At 73.1% G+C, this 23706-nt stretch carries 28 protein-coding genes and 1 pseudogene; 19 read left to right on the forward strand and 10 right to left on the reverse strand.

Translation table 11 applies throughout. From position 1 onward, the window contains the following. Positions 1-6: 6 nt before the first annotated feature. Together V4Y03_RS18115 and V4Y03_RS18120 are read right to left on the reverse strand one after the other, a co-directional pair. Positions 7-1032, reverse strand: a complete 1026-nt coding sequence (locus V4Y03_RS18115) for a LacI family DNA-binding transcriptional regulator (protein ID WP_332435571.1) — start codon at positions 1030-1032, stop codon at positions 7-9. A gap of 24 nt (positions 1033-1056) precedes the next feature. Next, a complete protein-coding gene (locus tag V4Y03_RS18120; protein WP_332435572.1) occupies positions 1057-1881 on the reverse strand; it encodes a winged helix-turn-helix transcriptional regulator in 825 nt (274 codons plus the stop codon). A gap of 229 nt (positions 1882-2110) precedes the next feature. Here V4Y03_RS18120 and V4Y03_RS18125 point away from each other — a divergent pair, with 229 nt between their 5' ends. From V4Y03_RS18125 to V4Y03_RS18155, 8 genes are all read left to right on the forward strand, one after another. After that, on the forward strand, positions 2111-2920 hold the full coding sequence (locus V4Y03_RS18125; protein ID WP_332435573.1) for an alpha/beta fold hydrolase: 810 nt from the start codon (positions 2111-2113) through the stop codon (positions 2918-2920). Positions 2921-2965: 45 nt separating this feature from the next. After that, on the forward strand, positions 2966-3220 hold the full coding sequence (locus V4Y03_RS18130) for a MoaD/ThiS family protein (RefSeq protein WP_317878389.1): 255 nt from the start codon (positions 2966-2968) through the stop codon (positions 3218-3220). A gap of 10 nt (positions 3221-3230) precedes the next feature. Continuing rightward, a complete protein-coding gene (locus V4Y03_RS18135; protein WP_332435574.1) occupies positions 3231-4493 on the forward strand; it encodes a hypothetical protein in 1263 nt (420 codons plus the stop codon). Positions 4494-4631: 138 nt separating this feature from the next. Then, positions 4632-5318, forward strand: a complete 687-nt coding sequence (locus V4Y03_RS18140; RefSeq protein WP_317878098.1) for an LmeA family phospholipid-binding protein — start codon at positions 4632-4634, stop codon at positions 5316-5318. Between the two features lie 219 nt (positions 5319-5537). Further along, positions 5538-5618 carry a putative leader peptide gene (locus V4Y03_RS33915; protein WP_350497993.1) on the forward strand — a complete coding sequence of 27 codons (81 nt, stop codon included), beginning with the start codon at positions 5538-5540 and terminating at the stop codon, positions 5616-5618. Between the two features lie 163 nt (positions 5619-5781). Beyond that, positions 5782-6627: a sulfurtransferase gene (locus V4Y03_RS18145; RefSeq protein WP_056553542.1), complete on the forward strand. Its 846-nt coding sequence runs from the start codon at positions 5782-5784 to the stop codon at positions 6625-6627. Between the two features lie 49 nt (positions 6628-6676). After that, positions 6677-6964, forward strand: coding sequence for a DUF1416 domain-containing protein (locus V4Y03_RS18150; protein ID WP_073819964.1), 288 nt, complete (start codon positions 6677-6679; stop codon positions 6962-6964). Positions 6965-7107: 143 nt separating this feature from the next. Further along, entirely contained in the window at positions 7108-7374 is a 267-nt protein-coding gene (locus V4Y03_RS18155; RefSeq protein ID WP_056553539.1) for a DUF3099 domain-containing protein, read from the forward strand. 43 nt (positions 7375-7417) lie between these two features. Here the strand turns inward: V4Y03_RS18155 and V4Y03_RS18160 are convergent, their stop codons facing one another. Continuing rightward, positions 7418-7783, reverse strand: a complete 366-nt coding sequence (locus V4Y03_RS18160) for a DsrE family protein (protein WP_317878097.1) — start codon at positions 7781-7783, stop codon at positions 7418-7420. 211 nt (positions 7784-7994) lie between these two features. Here V4Y03_RS18160 and V4Y03_RS18165 point away from each other — a divergent pair, with 211 nt between their 5' ends. The 6 genes from V4Y03_RS18165 to ygfZ all read left to right on the forward strand — a co-directional run bounded on the left by V4Y03_RS18165 (position 7995) and on the right by ygfZ (position 12834). Further along, positions 7995-8753 (forward strand): hypothetical protein, encoded by a 759-nt coding sequence (locus tag V4Y03_RS18165; protein WP_332435575.1) that lies wholly within the window; start codon positions 7995-7997, stop codon positions 8751-8753. Further along, positions 8750-9535 (forward strand): hypothetical protein, encoded by a 786-nt coding sequence (locus V4Y03_RS18170; protein ID WP_332435576.1) that lies wholly within the window; start codon positions 8750-8752, stop codon positions 9533-9535. The genes V4Y03_RS18165 and V4Y03_RS18170 overlap by 4 nt, the downstream gene beginning before the upstream one ends. Then, the gene (locus tag V4Y03_RS18175; RefSeq protein WP_332435577.1) at positions 9532-10494 is read left to right on the forward strand and encodes a hypothetical protein; all 963 of its coding nucleotides are present in this window, start codon (positions 9532-9534) and stop codon (positions 10492-10494) included. Before V4Y03_RS18170 ends, V4Y03_RS18175 begins: the two co-directional genes overlap by 4 nt. A gap of 244 nt (positions 10495-10738) precedes the next feature. Further along, on the forward strand, positions 10739-11311 hold the full coding sequence (locus V4Y03_RS18180) for an FABP family protein (RefSeq protein ID WP_317873273.1): 573 nt from the start codon (positions 10739-10741) through the stop codon (positions 11309-11311). A 42-nt stretch (positions 11312-11353) separates the two neighbouring features. After that, positions 11354-11836 carry a Fur family transcriptional regulator gene (locus tag V4Y03_RS18185; protein ID WP_317873272.1) on the forward strand — a complete coding sequence of 161 codons (483 nt, stop codon included), beginning with the start codon at positions 11354-11356 and terminating at the stop codon, positions 11834-11836. Between the two features lie 32 nt (positions 11837-11868). Beyond that, complete coding sequence (gene ygfZ, locus V4Y03_RS18190) at positions 11869-12834, forward strand: CAF17-like 4Fe-4S cluster assembly/insertion protein YgfZ (RefSeq protein WP_317873271.1); 966 nt, start codon at positions 11869-11871, stop codon at positions 12832-12834. 114 nt (positions 12835-12948) lie between these two features. Here the strand turns inward: ygfZ and dtd are convergent, their stop codons facing one another. Then, entirely contained in the window at positions 12949-13374 is a 426-nt protein-coding gene (dtd, locus tag V4Y03_RS18195; protein WP_317873270.1) for a D-aminoacyl-tRNA deacylase, read from the reverse strand. A 139-nt stretch (positions 13375-13513) separates the two neighbouring features. On the opposite strand from dtd, the gene V4Y03_RS18200 reads away from it, so the two are divergent. The 4 genes from V4Y03_RS18200 to V4Y03_RS18215 all read left to right on the forward strand — a co-directional run bounded on the left by V4Y03_RS18200 (position 13514) and on the right by V4Y03_RS18215 (position 18356). Beyond that, entirely contained in the window at positions 13514-14134 is a 621-nt protein-coding gene (locus tag V4Y03_RS18200; RefSeq protein WP_317873269.1) for an RsiG family protein, read from the forward strand. 140 nt (positions 14135-14274) lie between these two features. After that, on the forward strand, positions 14275-15519 hold the full coding sequence (locus V4Y03_RS18205) for a GNAT family N-acetyltransferase (protein ID WP_317873268.1): 1245 nt from the start codon (positions 14275-14277) through the stop codon (positions 15517-15519). A 51-nt stretch (positions 15520-15570) separates the two neighbouring features. Next, positions 15571-16224: a TetR/AcrR family transcriptional regulator gene (locus V4Y03_RS18210; RefSeq protein ID WP_317873267.1), complete on the forward strand. Its 654-nt coding sequence runs from the start codon at positions 15571-15573 to the stop codon at positions 16222-16224. Positions 16225-16355: 131 nt separating this feature from the next. Continuing rightward, positions 16356-18356 (forward strand): HelD family protein, encoded by a 2001-nt coding sequence (locus V4Y03_RS18215; RefSeq protein ID WP_332435578.1) that lies wholly within the window; start codon positions 16356-16358, stop codon positions 18354-18356. Here V4Y03_RS18215 and V4Y03_RS18220 read toward each other — a convergent pair. Both V4Y03_RS18220 and V4Y03_RS18225 read right to left on the reverse strand, forming a co-directional pair. Continuing rightward, positions 18289-19350, reverse strand: a complete 1062-nt coding sequence (locus V4Y03_RS18220) for a helix-turn-helix transcriptional regulator (RefSeq protein WP_332435579.1) — start codon at positions 19348-19350, stop codon at positions 18289-18291. The two genes, V4Y03_RS18215 and V4Y03_RS18220, sit on opposite strands and share 68 nt — an antisense overlap. Further along, a pseudogene (locus tag V4Y03_RS18225) lies at positions 19347-19895 on the reverse strand (MFS transporter); the annotation flags it as partial. The gene V4Y03_RS18220 and the pseudogene V4Y03_RS18225, both read right to left, overlap by 4 nt. A gap of 22 nt (positions 19896-19917) precedes the next feature. Here V4Y03_RS18225 and V4Y03_RS18230 point away from each other — a divergent pair. Continuing rightward, positions 19918-20541: a hypothetical protein gene (locus V4Y03_RS18230; RefSeq protein ID WP_332435580.1), complete on the forward strand. Its 624-nt coding sequence runs from the start codon at positions 19918-19920 to the stop codon at positions 20539-20541. Between the two features lie 53 nt (positions 20542-20594). On the opposite strand, the gene V4Y03_RS18235 is transcribed toward V4Y03_RS18230, so the two are convergent. The 4 genes from V4Y03_RS18235 to V4Y03_RS18250 form a co-directional block, all read right to left on the reverse strand. Continuing rightward, the gene (locus V4Y03_RS18235) at positions 20595-21179 is read right to left on the reverse strand and encodes a DinB family protein (protein ID WP_443079799.1); all 585 of its coding nucleotides are present in this window, start codon (positions 21177-21179) and stop codon (positions 20595-20597) included. A gap of 137 nt (positions 21180-21316) precedes the next feature. Next, a complete protein-coding gene (locus tag V4Y03_RS18240) occupies positions 21317-21736 on the reverse strand; it encodes a VOC family protein (protein WP_332435581.1) in 420 nt (139 codons plus the stop codon). A 99-nt stretch (positions 21737-21835) separates the two neighbouring features. Beyond that, on the reverse strand, positions 21836-22231 hold the full coding sequence (locus V4Y03_RS18245; RefSeq protein WP_332435582.1) for a helix-turn-helix transcriptional regulator: 396 nt from the start codon (positions 22229-22231) through the stop codon (positions 21836-21838). Further along, on the reverse strand, positions 22228-23706 hold the full coding sequence (locus V4Y03_RS18250; RefSeq protein ID WP_332435583.1) for a HEAT repeat domain-containing protein: 1479 nt from the start codon (positions 23704-23706) through the stop codon (positions 22228-22230). Before V4Y03_RS18250 ends, V4Y03_RS18245 begins: the two co-directional genes overlap by 4 nt.

Raw genomic sequence — 23706 nt, forward strand, 5'->3', positions numbered from 1 at the left:
GCGCTGCTACTCGTGGCAGCCGCACGAGCGGCGGACGACCAGGCCCGAAGGGAAGAGCTTCACGCGCTCGCGGCGCGAGCCCGTCACCCGGAGCGAGTCGTCGAGGACCAGGTCCACGGCCGCCCGCGCCATCGCCGGCCGGTCCGAGGAGATCGTCGTCAGCGGCGGGTCGGTGAGCGCCGCCTCCTTGACGTCGTCGAAGCCCGCGACCGCCAGCTCGGAGGGCACCTCGATGCGCAGCTCGCGCGCCGCCCTGAGCACACCGAAGGCCTGGTCGTCGGTGGAGCAGAAGATGGCCGGCGGGCGGTCGGGCCCGGCGAGCAGCTTCAGGGCCACCTGGTAGGCGTCGTAACGGTTGTACGGGGCCTCGAAGAGGCGTCCCTCGACCGGCCGGCCCGCCTCCAGCATGGCGCGCCGCCAGCCCTCGACGTGGTCGGCGACGGGGTCGCCGACGGCCGGGGTGTTCGGCACGCCGCCGAGGCACGCCACGTACGGGTGGCCGTGCTCCAGGAGGTGCCGGGTGGCGAGCTGGGCGCCGCCGATGTCGTCGGTGACGACGGCGACGTCGTCCATCGCCTCGGGCCGCTCGTGGAGCAGCACCACGCGCGCGTCCCAGGCCTCGATCTCGCTCGCGGCCTGCTCGCTCATGCCCTGGCTGACCAGGATCAGTCCCGAGACCCGCATGCCGAGGAACGCGCGCAGGTAGTGGACCTCGCGCTCGGTCCGGTAGTCGGAGTTGCCGACGAGGACCATTTTCCCGCGCTCGGCGGCGGCCTGTTCGACGGCGTGCGCCATCTCGGCGAAGAACGGCTGCCGGGCGTCGGGGACGATCATGCCTATGAGGTCCGTGCGCCGCGACGCCATCGCCTGGGCGACCCGGTCCGGGCGGTAGCCCAGTTCCTTGATCGCGGCGAGGACACGCTCGCGCGTGGCCGGGGCGACCGGCCGGGGTCCGTTGTTGATGACGTAGCTCACGACCGCGGTCGATGTACCCGCCAGTCGAGCTACGTCATCCCGCGTCACCTTGGCCACGCGCGGCAGTCTACGCGGGGTGACCTACCTACCGGCAGGTCGCACTGTGGCATCCGCCACGTTCCTGTCCTCCAGGTGGGTGACATCCCTCGTGGCGTCCTTGACGTCGGCGCCGTCCCTGGCCGCCTGGGCGCGGGCCTCCTCCTTCGCGCGGGCCTCCTCGGCGGCCCGCTCGACCTTCTCGGGGGTGACGAAGCGGTAGCCGACGTTACGGACGGTTCCGATGAGCGACTCGTGCTCCGGGCCCAGCTTGGCCCGCAGCCGCCGCACATGGACGTCGACCGTCCGGGTGCCGCCGAAGTAGTCGTACCCCCACACCTCCTGGAGGAGCTGCGCGCGGGTGAACACCCGCCCGGGGTGCTGCGCCAGGTACTTCAGGAGCTCGAACTCCTTGAAGGTCAGGTCCAGGACCCGGCCCTTGAGCTTCGCGCTGTACGTCGCCTCGTCGACCGACAGGTCGCCGTTGCGGATCTCCATGGGGGAGTCGTCCGCGACGATCTGCCGGCGGCCGGTCGCGAGCCGCAGCCGCGCCTCGACCTCGGCCGGACCGGCGGTGTCGAGGAGGACGTCGTCGATGCCCCAGTCGGCGGTGACGGCCGCGAGGCCGCCCTCGGTGACGACGAGGATCAGCGGACTGCCGAGCCCGGTGGAGCGCAGCAGCTGACAGAGCGAGCGCACCTGGGGGAGGTCGCGCCGCCCGTCCACGAGGATGACGTCCGCGCCGGGGGTGTCCACGAGGGCGGGGCCCTCCGCCGGGGCGACCCGGACGCTGTGGAGCAGCAGACCGAGGGCGGGAAGCACCTCGGTGGAAGGCTGGAGGGCGTTGGTCAGGAGCAGCAGGGAGCTCATCGTGCTCCTCCTGCCACCGGTCGGTCGTGCTTCGTTCGCTCGCTCATCGTTCGGTTCCTCCTCGGTCCCTGCGAGGACGTGGCACTGCTTCGTACGTCGTTCCGTACAGCTCACTGCCGGCTCTCGCGCCCTGAGAGCTTTTGTTCATCCGTCCGTAACAACGGTCGGAAAACGCAAAAGGACCCGGGGGCTGCGTCGCCCGGATCCTCTGCACAGGAGAATAGCCCACATGAGTTCAGAGGGAGAGGGCGGATTTCATATGGCGGATGTCTCTCTGATCACTTCCGGCTCCCGGCGGGCCATGTTGCGTACGGATGACGATGTCCGGATCGAGGCGGTTTACGAACCGTCCAAGGCAAGTGTCACCGATACGGCCGTGGTCGTCGCGCACGGGTTCACCGGGTCGGCCGACCGGCCCGCCGTCCGGCGCGCCGCCCGCGCCTTCGCGGAGCGCGGCGCCGCCGCCGTCGTGACCTTCTCCTTCCGCGGCCACGGCGGCTCCGGGGGCCGCTCGACCGTCGGCGACCGGGAGGTCCTCGACCTGTCCGCCGCCGTCCGCTGGGCCCGTGAGCTCGGCCACGCGCGCGTGGCGACGGTCGGCTTCTCCATGGGCGGGTCCGTGGTCCTGCGCCACGCGGCCCTCGACCGGGAAGGAGCGGGGTACGCCGACCGGGTGGCCGCCGTCTCCGCGCCGGCCCGCTGGTACTACCGGGGGACTGCCCCGATGCGCCGCCTCCACTGGGTGGTCACCCGCCCGGCGGGCCGCCTCGTCGGGCGGTACGGGCTCCGCACCCGGATCGAGAGCCGCGCCTGGGACCCCGTACCGCTCTCGCCGGTGGCCGCGGTGCCGCTGATCGCGCCGACACCGCTGCTGATCGTGCACGGCGACCGGGACCCGTACTTCCCGCTCGACCACCCGCGGATGCTCGCCGGGGCCTCGGACGCGGAACTGTGGCTGGAGCGGGGCATGGGCCACGCCGAGAACGCGGCCGGGGCCGAGCTGCTCGCCCGGCTCGGGGACTGGCTCACGCGCGCATAGCCCATCATGGGGGGCGGCGCGCACACGAACGAAGGGAGCGCCGCTATGGCAGCGGGAACCATCCGCTACTGGGCCGCGGCCAAGGCCGCCGCCGGTGTCGCGGAGGAGCCGTACACCGCCGAGCACCTGGCGGAGGCGCTCGACGCGGTCCGCGCGGAGCACCCGGGCGAGCTGGTCCAGGTCCTCCGGCGGTGCTCGTTCCTGGTCGACGGCGACCCCGTCGGGACCCGGAGCCATGAGACGGTACGGCTTGCCGAGGGCGGCACCGTCGAGGTGCTCCCCCCGTTCGCAGGAGGGTGAACCCCAGAGCATGAGCAATGACCAGTACTACGGCGGTCAGCAGTACGACCCGTACGCGAACGGGCAGGGACAGCAGGTACCGCAGTCGCCGCAGGCCGCCGACGTCACGCAGACGTGGGAGGGCCAGACCTGGGACACCACGTACCAGCCGGCCGTCACGTACGACCAGGCGCGGGCGGCACGGGCGGGGGGCGGGCAGCAGCAGGGATACGCGCCGCAGCAGGGAAACGCGCCGCAGGACGGGTACCAGCAGTCCTACGCGGAACCGCAGCCGCAGCCGCAGCCTTACGCCGAGCCTCAGCAGCAGCCGTACGCCGAGCCTCAGGCGTACCAGCAGCACCAGCAGCACCAGGGGTACGAGCCGCAGCAGGCGTACTACGCCGAGCCGCAAGCCCCGGCGCACGCGCAGGCCCCGGTCTCCGCTCCCGCTCCCGCGCACGCTCCGGTGCAGGCTCCCGCCGTCGAGGCCGAGGCCGGTCCCGGCTGGTCCTCGCCCACCACCTCCGGGAACACCCGGATCACCGACGCCCAGCGCGCGCGTGCCGAGGGCCGGTCCCCGATCATCGAGCCCGGCATGCGGCCCGCCGCGCTGACCGCCCTGCTCGGGCTGCTGCTCGCCGGTGGCGCCGCGCTCGGCACGTACGGGCTGCTCGTGCCGCTCGTGCTGCTCCAGGCGGTCACCGCCGCCGGCTGGTTCCGGCTCAACGGCATGTGGCCCGCCCGGCAGGGCATCGCGCTGGCCTTCGCCGGCGGTCTCGCCGCCGACGCGGCCCTGCTCGCCACCGGCCGGGAGCACGCCGCCGCCGCGATCCTCGGCACGCTCGGCGTCTGGGTGCTGCTCTGCCTGGTCCTCCAGCTCCGCAGCCACGCCGACCCGGACGAGCGGATGTACGGCCTGATGGCCACCATCGCCTCGGCGGCGCTCACCGTCGTCGCCACCGGGCACCTCGGCGCCGATCCGGACGCGGTGGTCGTCGGCGGGGTCGCGGTCGCCGCCGCCGTCCTCGCGCGGGCGCTGCCGCTGCCCGGCGCCGTCTCCGCGGTCGTCGCCCTGCTCGCCTCGGCGGGCGCGGGGATCGCGGCCGGCGGCCTCACCGGCCTGGGCGGTTCGGGGGCGCTGCTCGGCCTCGGGGCCGGGGGGTGCGCCCTGATCGGCCTGCGGGTGGCGAGCTACGACTACCCGTCGCGCTTCGTGCACATGACGGCCGGGGTCGCGCTGCCGCTGACGGCCGCGGCGCCCGCCGTCTACCTGCTGGGCCGGGCCCTGGCCTGACCCCGACGCCGCCCTGACACGGCCCTGACCGGACCCTGATCCGGGCGGGGCACGGGAACCAACCGGCCCCTCGGCACGTCGATCTTCGTGTCGGGGGGCCGAACGCATATCCACTTCCATCGGGGGGACGCACAACCCATGCGAGCACTGCGGATTCTGTTGATCGTGGCCGTCGTGCTGGGCGGGGTCCTGGTGGGGATCGACCGGCTGGCCGTGGCGTGGGCCGAGGACGAGGCGGCGGGCCGGGTGAAGCTCGCCGCCGTGGACAGCGACTCCATAGAGGTCGACATCAAGGGCTTCCCCTTCCTCACCCAGGTCGCGGGCAAGCACCTCGACGAGGTCGAGGTGAAGGCGTCCGGCGTCCGGGCGACGGCGGGCGACAAGCGCATCCGGGTCGGCGAGCTGACCGTGGCGCTGCGGGACGTCACCGTGACCGGCGACTGGGCGGGCGCGAAGGCGGGTTCCGCGAGCGGGACGGCCCTCGTCTCGTACGCGGACCTCACGGCCGCCTCCGACCGGCAGGCCACCGTCGCCTACGGCGGGAACGGCAAGGTGAAGGTCACCGGCGGAGTGAAGGTCATGGGCCGCACCCTGACCCGCACCGTCCTCTCGACGGTGACCGTGGTGAACGGCGACACCCTCAAGGTCCGGGCCGACGAGGTGCCCGGCGAGGGCATCCCCGGCATCGAGGGCCTGGTCCGCGCCCGCACCGACTTCGAGCGCCCGATCGGCGACATCGCCGGCATGAAGGTGGAGAAGGTCGAGCCGCGCCCCGAGGGCCTGGCCGTGACGGTGACCGGCAAGAACATAGTCCTGGCGGGCTGAGGCCCGGCGCTTTTTGGGGGCCCGGACACCCCCGAACGTACTCGTTGGTCACATGCTGAGACACAGCTGTCCGATCCGCAGAAACAGAACCGGACGCCTCGGTACGGAGGCGTCCGGAGCCGACCCGTACGGTGATCGCGTCTCGCATCTCGGACGATCGCGTCTCAAAATACGACACACCGGTGACACGGCCGCCTGTCCGTCCCTACGATCGAGGGCATGAAGCGACAGGCGGATCTCACGAAGCGGCGGGCAGTGGACCTGTGCCGCGTCGCCGCCATGCTCTGTCGTTCCGTCTGAGCGGGACCCACCACTCCCGTATTCCTCAGGCCCTCCGACCGAGGTCGGGGCCGCCCGTGCAAGCCGTACGCATGTCCGTCACGCACGTCCCTCATGCACGCGATGGCGCGTACGCAGCCACACCCGCACCACACCGCCGCACACTGCCCCGGAGGAGAACAGCATGGCTCGCAGCGACGTCCTGGTCGACGCGGACTGGGTCGAGGCCAACCTCGACAACCCGCAGGTCGCCCTCGTCGAGGTCGACGAGGACACCTCGGCCTACGAGAAGAACCACATCCGCAACGCCATCCGGATCGACTGGACCAAGGACCTCCAGGACCCGGTCCGCCGCGACTTCATCGACCAGGAGGGCTTCGAGAAGCTCCTCTCGGCCAAGGGCATCGCGAACGACACCACGGTCGTCCTCTACGGCGGCAACAACAACTGGTTCGCCTCGTACGCCTACTGGTACTTCAAGCTCTACGGCCACCAGGACGTGAAGCTCCTCGACGGCGGCCGCAAGAAGTGGGAGCTCGACTCCCGCGACCTGGTCGACGGCTCCGAGATCCCGGCCCGCCCGGCCACCGCGTACAAGGCCCAGGCCCTGGACAACTCGATCCGCGCCTTCCGCGACGACGTCGTGGCCGCGATCGGCGCCCAGAACCTGGTCGACGTCCGCTCGCCCGACGAGTTCTCCGGCAAGCTGCTCGCCCCGGCGCACCTCCCGCAGGAGCAGTCGCAGCGCCCCGGCCACGTGCCGAGCGCCCGCAACATCCCGTGGTCGAAGAACGCCAACGACGACGGCACCTTCAAGTCGGACGACGAGCTCAAGGCCCTCTACGAGGCCGAGCAGGTCGACCTGGCGAAGGACACCATCGCCTACTGCCGCATCGGCGAGCGCTCCGCGCTCACCTGGTTCGTCCTGCACGAGCTGCTCGAGGTCACGAACGTCAAGAACTACGACGGCTCGTGGACCGAGTACGGCTCCCTCGTCGGCGTGCCGATCGAGCTCGGCGCCAACAAGTAACCCCGGACCCTCCCTCCTCCGGACCCCTCGACCGTAAGGACAGAACGACATGTGTGGAGCGCAGCCCGGCGGCCCCGACGCCTCGACGATCAAGCCCGGTGAGACCACCATCCAGGGCTTCGTGACCAAGGACGGCCAGCCCGTCACCGGTTACGTCCGCCTCCTGGACTCGACCGGCGAGTTCACGGCCGAGGTCCCGACCTCCGCCACCGGCCAGTTCCGTTTCTACGCGGCCGAGGGCACGTGGACCGTCCGCGCCCTGGTCCCCGGCGGCACCGCCGACCGCCAGGTCGTCGCGCAGCAGGGTGGCCTCGCCGAGGTCGCCATCGCGGTGTGATCCCGCACCGCTGAACCGGCCGAAGGGCCGTGCCTCCTGGGGGGTTGGACGCCATTTCCAGGACTAGAGGCACGGCCCTTCGGTCTGCCCGCTCCCGCTCCCGTGCCGGTGACGGGCGGCGCCCCCGGTCGTACGCTGGAGGTGTGTACGCACGCCGTAGGCACGTCTACTTCTGGATGATGGGCGCCTGCCTGGTCCTCTTCGTGGGCGCCTGGGCCGTCGTGCGGCTCTTCTCGATGCCGGTGGCGATCGGCATGTGCGTGGTGGCCATGGTCATCCCCCCGGTCGCCGCGATGGTCGCGAACCGGCGGGGCCCCGAGGACCGCTGGTGGGACGACCCCTCGGGGGACCCGAAGTCGGACGAGTGGTGGGACGAACTCGACGGCAAGAAGCGCCCCAGGGAGCGCTGAGGCGCCGGAGGCCGGCCAGGGGTGGGCCGGAGGCCGTCAGGGGTCAGTAGACGAGGGCCTGGGTCTCGTCGGCCATGGCCTCCTGGACGAAGACCTGCGCGCCGGCGATGCGGACGCCCTCCAGCAGGTCCTTCTCCTCGATCTCACGGCGGGCCGCGCACTGGGTGCACACCGTGATGAGGCCCCCGGACGCCAGGATCGAGTCGATCAGGTCCGGCAGCGGCGCGGCGTGCGGAAGCTCGAACTCCGCCGCCCGGCCCGGGAGCCCGAACCACGAGGACTCGCCGGTCAGCCAGAGCGACACCTCGACGCCGCTGGCGACGGCGACGGCGGCCACCGTGAAGGCCTGGGAGCAGCGTTCGGGGGCGTCGGCCCCCGCGGTCACCTTGATCACGAGCTTCTTCGCCATATGCCGAACTGTAATGCGCGGCGGTGCAACCCCCCGCGCCCCTCATGTGTCAGCTGTGTGCGCGGGTGACGGAATCCGCGCTTCAGGTCTCGTGGGGGGACTCTTGAGCATCGAAGAAAGTATCCAAAATACGGATACGGCACCACCGCCGGACCCGGAGGCGGCGACGGAAACCGCGCCTCCGGTCGCTTTGCCGGACGCGGCACCGGCTGTGTCCCCGGACACACCGCCGACGGAGCCGTCGCCCGTACGACCGCGCCGCCGTGTCCTCCGTACCGTCGGACTGATCGCCGTCGCCGCCGTCCTCGGCCTCGTCGGCGGCACGGCCGTCGGCTACCGCGTCCAGGCCGACCGCGAGCCGGTCGCGCTCCCGCCGCTGAACCAGCCCGGCCTGGCCTACCCGGCCAAGCCGCTCCCCAAGGGGCAGGAACCGGAGGCGCTGTCGGCGAAGGAGGACCGGCAGCTGAAGACCGAGGGCGACTTGCGGAAGCTGCTGCTGCCCCGGCCCGCGGGCGCGCGGGCCGCCGAGGAGGACGGCTGGCAGTCGCTGGTCGAGTACGCCAACGACTTCACCCGGCCCGACGCGGCGCTGGACTTCCAGCTCGAACAGGGCTTCCGGCGGGCCGCCGTGCGCACCTGGCAGTCGGGCGAGCACCGGTGGGTCAAGATCGAACTGACCCAGTACCGCTCGAACTCCGGGATGGGCGCGTACGAGCACGTGCGGATGCAACAGGGCATCGCCATGAGCGAGGGCAAGTCCGGTTCCATCGGGGAGCCGGTGAAGGGCTCGGGGAACGGGCGCTACTTCGTCTACCCGGTGGACCGCAGGGCCGGCTACCTGGACGACTACGACGCCCGCGCCTTCATCCAGCGCGGTGACATCGCCATCACCATCATCATCTCCGACACGCGGAAGATCTCCGGGGACGAGATCCGTTCCCTGGCCGAGCGGCAGCTGGGGCGCCTGTGACCGAGAAGTCCGGGGGCCGCGCTCGCCGCCTCCTGAAGAACGTGCTGTCCGCCGTGCTCGTGCTCGGAGCGGTGGGCGGCGGGGTCGCGTACACCGCCACCACCGTCGACGGGGCCGACCGCACGGCGCCCACCGTCGGGTGGCGGGAGCCCTCCGCGACCGCCACCCCCGAGGACCCCGCGGCATCCGTCGACAAGGGCCGCGCCTCCACGTCGATGAGCAAGCTCCTGCTGCCCGTACCCGACGGTTACGTGCTCGGCGCGGACCTCGCCGGCTACGGCAACGACGACGAACTGGGCGCCAAGCAGGCCGCGGCCCTCTTCAAGAAGAGCAGCAAGGGCGTCTACGGCAAGGAGCGCCGGACGTACGAGAAGGCGGTCGACGCGCTGGGCATCCAGGGCATGGCGGTCCGCTCGTACGCCCGGGTGGACAACAGCCTCCAGGCGGAGGTGTCCATCCTGCGGATGAAGGACAAGAAGGCGGTCCGGAAGTTCTTCGAGATCCGCAAGGACCTGGCCGAGCTGCTCGACCTGGACAAGGGCCCGAAGATCGAGGGCCACGCGCGGAACGCCTTCTGCCACCTGAGCCCCGAACCCGAGAAGCCCGAGGACGACGGCGAGGAGCGGACCCCCGATCTCCGGGCGGTGATCTGCGTGGCGTACGACGGCGAGGTCATGGTCTCCGTCACGGCGTACGGCGTCCCGCCCCTCGGCACCAAGGCCGTGGCGGCCCTCGTCGAGAAGCAGCTCCGCCACATCGAGTCCCCGGGGGAGTACATATGACCGAGCAGTCGACGAAGCAGACGGCCGAGACGGCCGAGACGGCCGAGGCGGAGGCCGACGTGGTGGCCGACGTGGTGGAGCCTGCCGCGGAAGCGGTGCGGCCCGCCCCGCACCCTGTCGTGGACGACGCCGCCCCGGCAGCCGCCCCCGACGCCGCCCCGGACCCTGTCGTGGAAGCCGCCGCCGCTCCCGCCCCCCGGCGGGCCCGGCGCGTCCTGTGGGCCGTCGCCCGGTGGACGGCCGCCGTCGTCGTGTGCGGCGGCGTCGGCGCGGGTACGGCCCTGGGGATCACCGGGCTCGACCGGGACGAGGTTCCCGGACTCGCGACCGAGGGCGACGGGCGCTGGGAGTACCCGAAGCTCCGCCTCCCGGCGCTGCCGGCCGACCGGCCCCGCCCGTTCACCGCGGCCAACGACGGCGAGATCCACTACGCCGACGTGCGCGAACTGCTGCTGCCCCCGCCGGCCGGGGCGACGCCCGACCCGAAGCTGGACGGCGGGTTCGTGTCCACGGAGGCGTACCTCTCCCTCTACGGGAAGGAGTTCCGCGGCGCCCTCCGGCAGGGCCTGGCGGACTCCACCCTGCGGCATGTCGCCGCCCGGGGGTGGACGACCCCGGACGGCACCCGGACCACCATCCATCTGCTCCGGTTCAGCTCCGTCGCGTACGCCGAGGCGTACCAGGACGAGGCCCTGCAGATCGACTTCACGGACGGCCCGAAGGCGCTGCCGGACGGAGTCGAGAACGTCGTCCCGGAGACCTTCGCGGACGACATCGAGGTACCTGAGACGCGCGCGTACGCCTTCCGGGAGAAGAAGCCCTACGGACCCGAGCAGGTCCGCTGGGCCTACGTCCAGGCGGGCGACACCCTCGCGCTGATCACCCAGACCCGCAAGGGCGAGGCGCTCGGCGTGCCGTTCCAGCAGACGGTCACGCTGCAGAACCAGCTGCTCGGGTAGCCGTACCCCGCTAGACCCACCTCACCGAGTGGGCCGGGCCCCCGCCCACTAAGCTGGGGTCCGGCCCGTTCCGCCTTCACCGCTCAGTCGAGGAGCACCCCGTGATCTTTTTCTTCGAAACACTGCTGGTCCTGGTCTGCGTGGGCGTGCTCGCCTTCACCGGTCTGGCCGTGAAGAAGCTGTACCAGGGCCAGCGCTAACCCCCTTCTCGCCAACCACTTCCTAGAGAACGCCAGAGCCGCTCATGATCGAGATCCCCTCCGACCTCAACCCGGGCCTCGTCCCCCTCGCGTTCCTGCTCGGCACGTGGGAGGGCGCGGGCGTCGCCGACTTCCCCGGCGCCGAGAAGTGCAACTTCGGCCAGTCCGTGACGTTCAGCCACGACGGCCGGGACTTCCTGGAGTACACGTCCCACTCCTGGGTCCTGAACGCCGAGGGCAACAAGGTCCGCCCGCTGGAGAGCGAGAGCGGCTACTGGCGGATCGACAAGGACCGCCAGGTCGAGATCGTCATGGTCCGCGACCAGGGCATCGTCGAGATCTGGTACGGCGAGCTCGCCGACCAGAAGCCGCAGATCGACCTGGCGACGGACGCCGTCGCCCGGACGGCGGCCTCGGGCCCGTACTCCGGCGGCAAGCGCCTCTACGGCTACGTCAAGAGCGACCTGATGTGGGTGGGCGAGAAGGCGACCCCCGAGGTCCCGCTGCGGCCGTACATGTCGGCGCACCTCAAGAAGGTCGTCACGCCGGAAGAGGTCGCGGAGATGGCCCGCAACCTTCCCGACATGCCCGACGACGGCATCGCCTTCTTCCGCTAGGAAGTCTGGGGCGGCGCGCCGCGCCCTCCTACACTGGGGGGCGTGGTGAGCACCGACTGGAAAAGCGACCTGCGGCAGCGCGGTTACCGGCTGACGCCGCAGCGTCAGCTCGTCCTGGAGGCCGTCGACGCGCTGGAGCACGCGACGCCCGACGACATCCTGGTGGAGGTCCGCAGGACGGCCTCCGGGGTGAACATCTCCACCGTCTACCGGACCCTGGAGCTCCTTGAGGAGCTCGGGCTGGTGAGCCACGCCCATCTGGGGCACGGGGCTCCGACGTACCACCTCGCCGACCGGCACCACCATCTGCACCTGGTGTGCCGTGACTGCTCCGGGGTGATCGAGGCGGACGTCGAGGTCGCCGCCGAGTTCACCGGGAAGCTCCGGGAGACCTTCGGCTTCGAGACGGACATGAAGCACTTCGCCATCTTCGGCCGCTGCGCGGACTGCACGAAGAAGGCGGCGGAGGACCGCGCCCGGCAGGAAGAGGAGACCGCGTCCGGGGCGACGGGGACCGCGCCCTGAGGGACCGGGCCTCCGAGTCGTAGGCTTTTCTCATGAAGAGCCCTCTGCTGTCCCTGCCCGGTGCCGTCGCCGCCGAAGGCCGCGACGAAGGTGTCGCCGCGCACTACGGCGACCTGTTCCGCGAGCAGCGCTCCCTCGCCGACGGACACGGTTTCGTCGACCTCTCGCACCGCGGTGTCGTCGCCGTCACCGGTGACGACCGGCTGAGCTGGCTGCACCTGCTCGTCACCCAGTACATGACGGACCTGGCGCCCGGCCGGGCCACCGAGGCGCTGATCCTGTCCGGGAACGGGCACATCGAGCACGCCCTGTACCTCGTCGACGACGGCGAGACGCTGTGGGCGCACGTCGAGCCGGGGACGCGGGAGGAACTCGTCGCGTACCTGGAGTCGATGAAGTTCTACTACCGCGTCGAGGTCGCCGACCGTACGGAGGACATCGCCGTCGTCCACCTCCCGGCCGGCTCCATCGCCGAGGTGCCCGAGGGCGCCGTCGTACGGGAGACCCCGCACGGCCGCGAACTGTTCCTGCCCCGTGCCGACCTGGAGTCCTTCGCCGCCTCCCACGGGCCGGCCGCCGGCATCCTCGCGTACGAGGCGCTGCGCGTCGAGGCGCACCGCCCGAGGCTCGGCTTCGAGACCGATCACCGGACCATCCCGCACGAGGTCGGCCTCATCGGCAGCGCCGTCCACCTCCAGAAGGGCTGCTACCGGGGCCAGGAGACCGTCGCCCGGGTGCAGAACCTGGGGAAGCCGCCGCGCCGCCTGGTCTTCCTGCACCTGGACGGCAGCGAGGTCCTGCTCCCGGCCCACGGCACCCCGCTCCGCCTGGCGTCCGACGGCGAGGAGGGCCGCCAGCTCGGCTTCGTGACGACGGCGGTCCGCCACCACGAACTGGGCCCGATCGCCCTGGCCCTGGTGAAGCGCAACGTCCCGGTGGACGCACCGCTGATCGCGGGGACGACGGCGGCGGCACAGGAGACGGTGGTCGAGCCGTAGGGCGGTCGGGCGTGGCCGCGCCGGGGGCTGTCTTTCCGGGTGCGTGGCCCGCGCCCGTACGACGGCCCCGGCGCCCCGCGCGCGGGGCTGTCGGACCCCGGGCGGCTCGGGCCCTCACACCTCGATCAGTACCGTGAACGGGCCGTGGTTCGTGAGTGAGACGCGCATGTCCGCTCCGAAGCGGCCCGTTTCCACGTGGGCGCCCAGGTCGCGCAGTCTTGCCACCACCTCGTCCACGAGGGGTTCGGCGACCGGGCCGGGGGCCGCCGCGTTCCAGGTGGGGCGGCGGCCCTTGCGGGCGTCTCCGTAGAGGGTGAACTGGGAGACGACGAGCAGCGGCGCGTTCACGTCCGAGCATGACTTCTCGCCGTCCAGTACCCGGACGGACCAGAGCTTTCTGGCCAATTGGGCCGCCTTCTCCGGGGTGTCGTCATGCGTCACCCCGACGAGCACGCACAAGCCCTCCCCGGTGATCTCACCGACGGTCTCCCCTGCGACGACGACGCTCGCGCCGTCCACCCTCTGCACCACTGCACGCATACGCCCCAACCTACCGATCCGCCCCCAGTCCGACGGATGAGGGGCCGAACGGGTGCAGAGCGCCTGCACGTGCGCGTACAGGAGTGGCACCATGCGTGTCAGGCGGTGCGGCTCCGCACCGGTCGAGGGGACGATTCTCATGAGTGCACCTGGCACCGGGCCGACGCCGTCCGGCCCCGTACCGCTGATCCGCACCGGAACCCGGGGCGGAGGAGCGGGCGCCGGCCCCGTCACACGCCCACCCGTGCAGCGGACCGCCGAACCGGCCCTGCCGGACCGGGCCGAACCGGACTTCGGCGCACTGCGGCTGCCCGAACTGCGCGCGCTGCGCCGGGACGCCCAGAGCGACGAGGCCGACCTGAGCTACGTACGCCGGATGCTCCAGGGCCGGATCGACATCCTGCGCGCCGAGCTGGCGCGGCGGACCGACCCGGAGGCCCCGGTCCTCGACCGGCTCTCCGAGATCCTCGCCGACGTGCCCTCGCGGCACCGCAGCTCGGCCCGGCACGTGACCCTGTCGACGCCCCGCAGCGAGGAGTACCGGCGGCTCGCGGCCGAGATGCTGTCGGAGGTCGAGCTGTCGGACCTGACGGCCCGCACGGACGACGAGCTGCACGCGGGGATGGGGCGGCTCGCCGGGTACGAGCAGCAGATCTCGCGGCGCCGCCAGCACCTCCAGCGGACCGCCGACGGATGCAGCGCGGAGATCGCCCGCCGCTACCGCGAGGGCGAGGCCCAGGTCGACGACCTGCTGGCCTGAGGCCGGGAGGCCGGTGGGCGGGGAGGCCGGGAGGTGGGGAACGGGGCGCGGGCGGAGTGCCTGTTCGCCCGCCCCCCCCGTGCGCGTACCCCCGGAAAAGTCGGGTGCGGTCGTGCCCGGGCCGTGCATAGGGTCGAGGGATGACTGTCGACGTACGCACGGTGGCGGAGTCCGAGTTCCCCGACTGGCTTCGGGCCCTGCGCACCGGGTTCCTCCGCCCGCCCGTCGTGTCCGACGCGGAGGCCGCCGACCGGCTGGCCCACGCCGACCTCGCGCGGACGCTCGCCGCCTTCGACCGTGACCGCGTCGTCGCCACCTTCCGGTCGTTCCGGCAGGAGGTCGGCACGGTCGGCGGAGGCACCCTCACCGCCGACGCCATCACCCAGGTCACCGTCTCCCCGACGCACCGCAGGCGCGGACTGCTCGGCCGGATGATGGGCGACGACCTCGGCGCCGCCCGGGAGCGCGGCGACGCCATCGCGACCCTGATCGCCGCCGAGTACCCGATCTACGGGCGGTTCGGCTTCGGCCCGGCGAGCTGGGCCACCGAGTGGAGCGTCGACCTGCGCCGCGCGGGCCTCGACCCGCGCCGCTCGGGCCGCCCGGAGGACGGCGGCCGGATCGACCTCACCGACGCCGACGAGATCCGCAAGACCGGCCCCGAGGTGCACCGCCGGCTCGCCGGCCTCCGCGCCGGGGTCACCCACCGCAGCACCCGCGACTGGGAGTTCGGCACCGGCCTCGGCGTACAGACCGAGCCCTGGACGGAGCCGTACTACGCGCTCTACCGCAACGAGTCCGGTGAGGCCGAGGGATACGTGGCCTACGGCTCCGACGGGAAGTGGGACGACGCCAAGCAGCCGGTGAACACCGCGAAGGTGCGCGACCTGATCGCCTGCACCCCGGCCGCCGAGCGCGCCCTCTGGACCTACGTCTGCTCCATCGACTGGATCACCACCGTCCGCTCCGGCTTCCGCGCGCCCGACGACCCGCTGCCGATGCTGCTGCCGGACCCGCGCGCCGCGAAGGTCGTGACGCATGCGGACATGCTGTGGGTCCGCGTCCTGGACGTCGTCCGCGTCCTGGAGACCCGTACGTACCCGGTGACGGACGGTCTCGTGCTCGACGTGCGGGACGCGGGCGGATTCGCCGGCGGGCGCTACCGCCTCGACGCCTCCCCGGACGGCGTCTCCTGTGCCCGTACCACCGAGTCCGCCGATCTCGCCTTCGACATCGCCGAGCTGGGCGTGCTCGCCTTCGGTGACGAGTCGGCGGTACGGCTCTCCCGGCTGGGGCGCGTGGACGAGCTGACGGCGGGCGCGGCGGCCCGCGCCGACCTGCTGTTCCGCACCCCGCTGCGGGCCTTCTCGCCCGACATCTTCTGAGCCCCGTACGGCCGCCTCACTAGGATGGCCGCAGGTGGAAAGGGGTATGTCGTGACCTCGGAGTCTGCGGATACGTCCGCTTCGGGTGGTGCGTCCGCGCCCGGTCTGCGTGAGCGGAAGAAGGAGCGGACCCGGCAGGCCCTTTCGGAGGCCGCCATCGCGCTGTTCCTCGAGCGGGGCTTCGACGCCGTCTCCGTCGCCGAGGTGGCCGCCGCCGCCGAGGTCTCCAAGCCGACCCTCTTCCGCTACTTCCCCGCCAAGGAAGACCTGGTCCTGCACCGGTTCGCGGACCACGAGGACGAGTCGGCCCGGGTGGTGACCGCCGGGCGCCGGGCCGGGACCGCCCCGCTCGACGCACTCCACGCCCACTTCCTCGACGGGCTTTCCCGGCGCGACCCGGTCACCGGACTCTGCGACCATCCGGCGGTCCTCGCGTACCTCCGGCTCCTGTACGACACCCCGGCCCTGGCGGCGCGCATGCAGGCGTACCAGCGGAGGTCGGAGGCGGTCCTCGCGGGCGCGCTCGGCGGCGACCCCCTGGGCGCGCGGCTCGCCGCCGGCCAGATCGTGGCCGTGCTCCGCGTCCTGGCCGAGGAGAACACGGCCCGGATCGCGGCCGGGGAGACGGCCGGGCAGGTGGAGGCCGACGCGGTGGCCGCCGCCGGGCTGGCCTTCCGGGCGCTGCGGGAGGGGCTCCCGTACTGAAGGGCCCGTACTGAGGGGCCCGTACTGAAGGGCCCGTACTGAAGAGCCCGTACGGGGTGATCCCCGCGGGCGAGCATTCATAGACGAGTAAAAAATGTAACCCAGTAACGTTTTCCGTTAGGCTTGTCGGAATGACGTCACTGGACCTTGAGCTCGCCCGCGAACGCTCCCACCACGACGCCTGCCGTGCCGCCCTGATCCGTATGACCGAGGACGTCGCCGGGCAGGTCGTCACCGGCGAGGACACCGCCGCCTCCGGCGCCGACGCCGAGGCGCTCGGCCGTCACCTCCGCAGCCGCGCCAAGGAGATGCGGGAGCAGCCGCCGGGACCGCTGTTCTTCGCGCGCCTCGACCGCGAGGACGGCCAGACCCACCACATCGGCCGCCGCCGCATCGCCGAGGACCACGCCGCCCCGCCCCTCGTCGTCGACTGGCGCGCCCCCGTCTCCCGCGCCTACTACCAGGCGGGCGCCCACGATCCGCAGGGCGTCCTCCGTCGCCGCCGCTTCGGCTGGGCCCCGTACAGCCGGGGCGCGTCGGAGGATCTGACCGCCCTGGAGGACGAACAGCTCACGGCCGGCGGGGCGGTGACGGTGAGCGCCCTCCTCGCCGGGGAGATCGAGCGCCCCCGGGTGGGGCCCATGCGGGACATCACCGCCACCATCCAGCCCGAGCAGGACGACCTCGTACGCTCCGACCCGGCCGCCTCCCTGTGCGTGCAGGGCGCGCCCGGCACCGGCAAGACCGCGGTGGGGCTGCACCGGGCCGCGTACCTGCTCTACACGCATCCGCAGCGGATCCGCCGTTCCGGCCTCCTCGTCCTCGGCCCGCACCGGGCGTTCCTCTCGTACATCTCCGAGGTGCTGCCCTCGCTCGGCGAGACCGGCATCCGGCAGGCCACCCTCGACGACGAGATCGCGCGCCATCCGGTACGCGCCGAGGACGGCGGGGCGGCGGCGCTGGTCAAGCACGACGCCCGGATGGCGCAGGTGCTGCACCGCGCGCTGTACGGGCGGGTCGACCCGGCTCCGGCGGACGACCTCGCGGTGCCGGACGGCTCGTACCACTGGAGGCTGCCGGCCGCGCGGCTCTCGGAGATCGTCGCGGCGGTACGGGAGGAGGCGCCGCCCTACGCGACGGGCCGCGAGCGGGTCCGCGCCCGGATCGTTCGGGATCTCCAGCTGCGTGCCGAACGCCGCTGGGGGCCCATGGGCGCGGCCTGGGCGCGGCGGATCGAACGGGCGCGGGCGGTCACCGCGTTCCTCGACGCGTGCTGGCCGAGGACCACGCCCGAGGAGGTCCTCGCGGGCCTCCTCGCGGATCCCGCCGACCCGGCGCTGACCGAGGCCGAGCGGGCGGCGATCCGCTGGGAGCGGCCGCCGCGCTCGTACCGTTCGGCGCGCTGGACCGCCGCCGACCTCGTCCTCCTCGACGAGCTCGCGGGCCTGATCGAACGGCCCGAGAGCTACGGCCATGTCGTCGTCGACGAGGCCCAGGACCTCTCGCCCATGGAGTGCCGGGCGATCGCCCGCCGCACCGAGTTCGGCTCGCTCACCGTCCTCGGCGACCTGGCTCAGGGCACCACCCCGTGGGCGGCCCGCGACTGGCGGGAACAGCTCGCCCACCTCGGCAGGCCCGGGGCGCCCGTGGTGCCGCTGACCCTCGGCTACCGGGTGCCGGCGGCGATCGTGGACCTCGCGAACCGGCTCCTTCCGCACCTGGGCGCGGACGTGCCGGCGGGCCGGTCGGTGAGGAAGGACGGCGAGGTGACGGTCCACCGGACGACGGACCTCCGCACGGCGGCCGGCGAGGCGGTACGCGCGGCGCTGGCGGCGGAGGGCTCGGTGGGGGTGATCACGGCGGAGGGGCTGGTCGAGGAGGTGGGGCGTGCGGTGACGGAGTGTCTGGCGGCGCTGGGGCAGGCGGCGGGGAAGGCCGGGGAGCGGGTGACCGTGCTGCCGGCGAGTGCGGTCAAGGGGCTGGAGTTCGACCACGTCGTGGCGGTCGAACCGGCCGCGATCGTGGCGGCCGAGGCGCGGGGCGCGAACCGGCTGTACGTGGTGCTCACCCGCGCGGTGTCCCGGCTGACCCTTGTGCACGAGGAGGAGTTGCCGGAGTGGCTGACGGGGTAGCGGTCGGCGGGGTCTGCGGACCGGTCGTCGGCCCCGGCCTCTCCTCGGCCTCCGCCCGCCCGTACATCGCCGTGAGTTCCGTGCCGATGCGGGCCAGGGCCGTACGGGCCTCCGGTGGGGACAGGAGTTCCACCCGGGCCCCCAGGCCCGCCAGCCGCGCGGCGATCACCTCGGGTGAGGGGCCGTCGGCCTCGATGGGGGTCCAGCCGTCGGGGGCGCGTTCCCCGTACCGTACGCGCCCGTTGAGCAGGCCCTCCAGGACCTGTTCCGTGCCGGGCGCGGCCCGGCCCCGTACCGTCGCGGCGATCAGCCGGTCCTCCATCCGGGCGGCGAGTGCCCGCCACGCGGTGGCCAGGTCGAAGCCCTCGGGCCGTACGGCGGGGGCGCCGGTCTCCGTCACGGAGGTGACGCGGCCGACCCGGAAGGTGCGCAGACCGTGCTCGGTGTCCGCGACGAGGTAGCGGACCCCGGCCTTCGCGGCGATCCCCAGCGGGTGGACGGTCCGTTCGCTCGGCTCGCGGCCGGGGCGCGCGTACCCGATCCTGACCTCCTTCGACTCGACCACCGCCCGCTGGAGCGGGGCGAGTCGGGGCTCCTCCGTCCCCGCGCCCGACCAGTCGGTGGCGTCGGAGATCCCCGCGCGGGCGGCGGCCTCGGCGCCCTCCCGGAGGGGCGCGGGGAGGGCCCGTACGAGCTTCCGCAGGGCGGTCCGGGTCTGCGGGCTCGCCTCGGCGTCCGGGCCGGTGAGCAGGAAGAGTTCGCGGATCTCGGGGGCGGTCAGACCGGTCAGGTCGGTACGGGCTCCGCCGACGAGCGACCAGCCGCCGCCCTGGCCCGCCTGCGAGTACACCGGGATCCCGGAGCTCGCGAGAGCTTCGAGATCCCGGCGTGCGGTGCGCTCGGACACCGCCAGTTCGGCGGCGAGTTCGGCGGCGGTGACGCGCTGCCGGGTCTGGAGGAAGAGCAGGGCGGCGACGAGTCGATCGGCTCTCATGCCGCCATTGTGAGGGGCGCGGACACCTGTTCGGGGCGGCGGCGCAGGACGGTGAGGGCGAGGGCCAGGGCGGCGAGGAGGAGTGCGGTGCCGACGGCGAAGGCGAGGTGGTAGCCGCTGGTCAGGGCCTCGGCGGCGGGCCGGCCGGCGGCGGTGAGGGACTCGGTGCGGGAGGCGGCGAGGGTGGAGAGGACGGCGATGCCGAGCGCCATGCCGATCTGCTGGGTGGTGTGGAAGAGCCCGGAGGCGAGGCCCGCGTCGGCCTCCTCGGCGCCGGACATGGCGAGCGAGGTGAGGGCGGGGAGCGCCAGGCCGAAGCCGGCGGCGAGCACCATCACGGGGAGGAGGTCCGTCACGTAGGAGGCGTGGACGGGGACGCGGACCAGCAGGCCGAGGACGCCGACGAGCATCAGCAGGCCGGTGAGCAGGACGTTCCGCTCGCCGAAGCGGGCGATGAGGCGGGCCGAGACGCCGAGCGGGACGGCGCCGATGACGGCGGCGGCGGGGAGCATCGCGAGACCGGTCGCGGCGGCTCCGTAGCCGAGGGGTGGGGGTCAGGATGGAGGCATGACGAGCGCGAAGGTGTACGGGCCGGGGGCGTACGTGGCGGGGGCGTACGAGGGGGAGAGGGCGCGCGGTACGGGTGGCGAGGGCCCGCTGCCTCTGCCTCAGCCCTTGCTGTTCCTGGATGTGGACGGACCGCTGATCCCCTTCGGGGCGGCGGGCGGGACGTACCCGACGTACCCGCCCGCGGTGCCCGCCTCCGTCAGCCCTCTCCTCGCGCGGCTCGATCCCGCGCAGGGGCCTCGGCTCGCGGCGCTGCCGTACGAGCTGGTGTGGGCGACGACCTGGGAGGAGGAGGCGAACGCCTGGGTGGCCCCGCGCCTCGGGCTGCCCGCGCTGCCTCTCGTCCCCTGGCCGGACGAGGACCCCGCACCCGGCCGGGCGGGCCTGCACTGGAAGACGCCCGCGCTCGTGGCGTGGGCGGCCGGGCGGCCGTTCGCCTGGGTGGACGACGAGATCGGTGCGGCGGACCGGGCCTGGGTCGCCGACCACCATCCCGGGCGGGCGCTGCTCCATCGGGTGGACCCCGGCCGGGGGCTCGGGGCGGCGGACTTCGAGGCGCTTGCGGGGTGGGTGAGTGGGGTGGGTCCGGTGGGTCCGGTGGGTCCGGCGGGCCCGGTGGGGTGAGGTGGCCGTCCGGTCGCGCCTCTTCCGCCCCTCTCATCCCGCCCGCGTCGTCGTCACAGACCCCGTGTTCCGTCGATTCGTTCGCGGAGGATGTCCGCGTGGCCGTTGTGGCGTGCGTACTCCTCGATCATGTGGATGAGGACCCAGCGGAGCGAGACGTGGCCGCGCCAGGAGTCGTGGCCCGATACGTCGAGGTCCGGTGCCTCGGCGGCGTAGCGTTCGGCGAAGTCCACCGCCTCGTGCCAGGCCTTCCAGGCGTCGGTGACGGCCGACGGGTCGGGCGTCGCGCCGTCGAAGTCGCCGTCCGGGTCGTCGGCCGAGGAGTACAGGGCGCCTGCGTCGTCCCGTCCGGCCAGCACCTGCCCGAACCAGTGGCGTTCGACGTCGGTGAGGTGCCGGACGAGGCCGAGCAGCGAGAGCGTCGACGGTTCGGCGGCCCGCCGGGCGATCGGCTCCCCCTCCCCTTCGAGGCCCGCGCACTTCAGGACCAGGGTCGTCCGCTGGTCCGCCAGGAACGTCGCGAGCATCTGCCGCTCGTCCCCGGTCGCCGGCCCTGAGAATCGCGGGTCCGGGACCGCCGTACCGCCGGGCTCGTCCTCGTCGAGGACATCCGCGCGACGCCGGGGCGGGGGGCTCACCACGACCGGTCCTGGGCGGAGCCGGCGGACCGGGCGGCGTACGGAGCACCCCGCCGGATGCGTACAACTGTCATGTGGACCCTCCCTGTTGGACCGGCTCACATGCTGCCACGAGGGAGGGTCGCCGGGCAGGTGGGTTACGAGGTCGCGCGGGGCTGCGTGAACCGGAGCATGTTGCCGGCGGGGTCACGGAAGGCGCAGTCGCGGACGCCGTACGGCTGGTCGACCGGCTCCTGGAGGACCTCGCCACCGGCCGCGCGGACGTGCTCGAAGGTCGCGTCGACGTCCTCCGTGGAGAAGATCACGCCGCGCAGCATGCCCTTGGCGAGCAGCTCGGCCACGGCCTGGCGGTCGGCGGGGGAGGCGTTGGGGTCCGCGAGCGGCGGTTCGAGGACGATCTCGACGTCGGGCTGCGCGGGAGACCCGACGGTCACCCAGCGCATCCCCTCGAAACCGACGTCGTTGCGCACCTCCAGACCGAGGGCGTCGCGGTAGAAGGCGAGGGCCTTGTCATGGTCGTCGACGGCGATGAAGCACTGCGAGAGCTTGACGTTCATGCGATCGAAGCTACGGCGCAACAGCAGATTCCGCTTCTCCGATCCTGACCGATGGGGGGAGGAAGGGAGGGGGTTACGGGGCCGTACGAGGCGCGCGGATCACGGCTTTCGTACCGGCCGGGTACGGACCTTCGCGACGCAGGCCGGGATCGCGGCGCCGTCGTCGTGCCGACGGGCCCGGTAGGCCGACGGCGACTCGCCGACGAGCTCCGTGAAACGGGAACTGAAGGACCCGAGCGAGGTGCACCCCACGGCGAAGCAGACGTCCGTCACGCTCAGATCACCCCGCCGGAGCAACGCCTTCGCGCGCTCGACGCGGCGGGTCATCAGATAGCTGTACGGCGTCTCGCCGAAAGCCGCCCGGAAGCTGCGGGCGAAGTGCCCGGTCGACATCAGGGCGACGGAGGCGAGCGCGGGCACGTCGAGCGGCAGCGCGTAATCGCGGTCCATCACGTCCCGCGCCCGGCGTAGCCGTACGAGATCCTCCAGCGTCACGCTCCCAGGATGGCACGCGGGGCGGCGCGCCGTACGTCAGCCGCAGGCGATGAGCAGCTCTCCGACGGCGGTGCGGATGTCCTCGTCGCCGGTGAAGCCGCGCCAGCCGCCGCGGCTGCGAAACCGCTGGTCAAGGGCGGGTGCCTCGCGCAACAGGTCGGCGGCGGGCCGGGCGGCGCGGCCCATGCGGGCCAGATGGCGTACGGCAGGGAGCATGACGGGCCGGTGGCTGCCGGTGGCGAGTTCCCGGACGGAGGCCACGAGGACGGGGACGGCGGTCTCGGTGTCGCCGGTCGCCGCCCAGAGGGCGTGTGCCGCCTCGGTACGGGTCCAGGGGTGGGTGTCGGAGGCGGCCAAGGCCCTGAACCGGTCCGCGAGGGGGGCGGCGTGGGCGGCGGCGGCGGCCGGGCCGAGGCAGGCCAGCAGTTCGGCCGCCCGGAACCGGACTTCGGCAGCGTGCCCGCCTGGGCCAGGGAGCCGACGCGCTGTTCGGGGTCGTGGTGGTCGGCCAGCAGTCCGAGCGTGAACGCGGGGGCGGGGCCGGTCATCAGCGCTGCGGTCCAGTGGTGGACACCCCGTACGCCGGTGCACACCGAGCTGGTGTTCCGCCACAGCTCGACGGTGGGGTCGCGGAGCGCTTCGAGTACGGGGCCGAGCTCGCGGGCGGGCAGGCCCGGGTCGTTCGGGGCGAGCGCGTGCACCGCGGCCAGCCGGAGCTGGGGGTGCGGGGAGTCGAGCAGACCGTGGAGCAGCGCGAAGGCCTCGGTGCCGTGCTCGCCGACGGGCGCGCGCAGGGCGGCCTTGCCCAGGGAGAGGGCCAGCTCAAGGCGGGTCGCCGGATCGCCCTCGGTCTCCCAGCACCGCAGCAGTCCGGGCAGAACCGATGCGCCGGGGCTCTCGCAGACGCCGAGCACGTCGGCGGCGGCCCGCCGGATGTGCGGATCGGGATCGTCCAGCAGGCCGAGCACCTCGGGCAGGGCCCGTTCCCACGCGGGCGCCCAGCCGGGATCGAGGAACCGGACCTCGACGCGACGGGCCTCCGCCGCCAGCATCGCCACCAGCTCCAGCATCGCGCAGCGGGTCGGCACCTGCGGCGTCGTGGCCAGGCGCATGAGGAAGGGCAGCGCGGCCGGGGCGGCGGAACAGATCCAGCCGCCCTGGTGGAAGAGCTGGTTGAGCAGATCGGACGCCGCGTGGTGGGCATCGTCGGGAGAACCCGTATCGCTCGGAGAACCCGTATCGCCCGGAGCACTCGTATCGGCCGCGCTGCCCGTCTCGCGAGGGTGGCCTGTCTCGCCGGGGCGGCCTGTCTCACGAGGGTCGCCCGTCTCGCCAGGGTCGCCCGTATCGCCCGTATCGCCCGCACCGCCCGCGTCCGCCCCGCCGCACCGGCGGAGCAGACCGGGTATGTCCTCGGCGGACCCGTAGTTGTGCTTCAGCCCGGCCCAGCCGACCGCGTCCAGTCCCACCCACAT

Source organism: Streptomyces sp. P9-A4, from assembly GCF_036634195.1.
GTDB lineage: Bacteria > Actinomycetota > Actinomycetes > Streptomycetales > Streptomycetaceae > Streptomyces.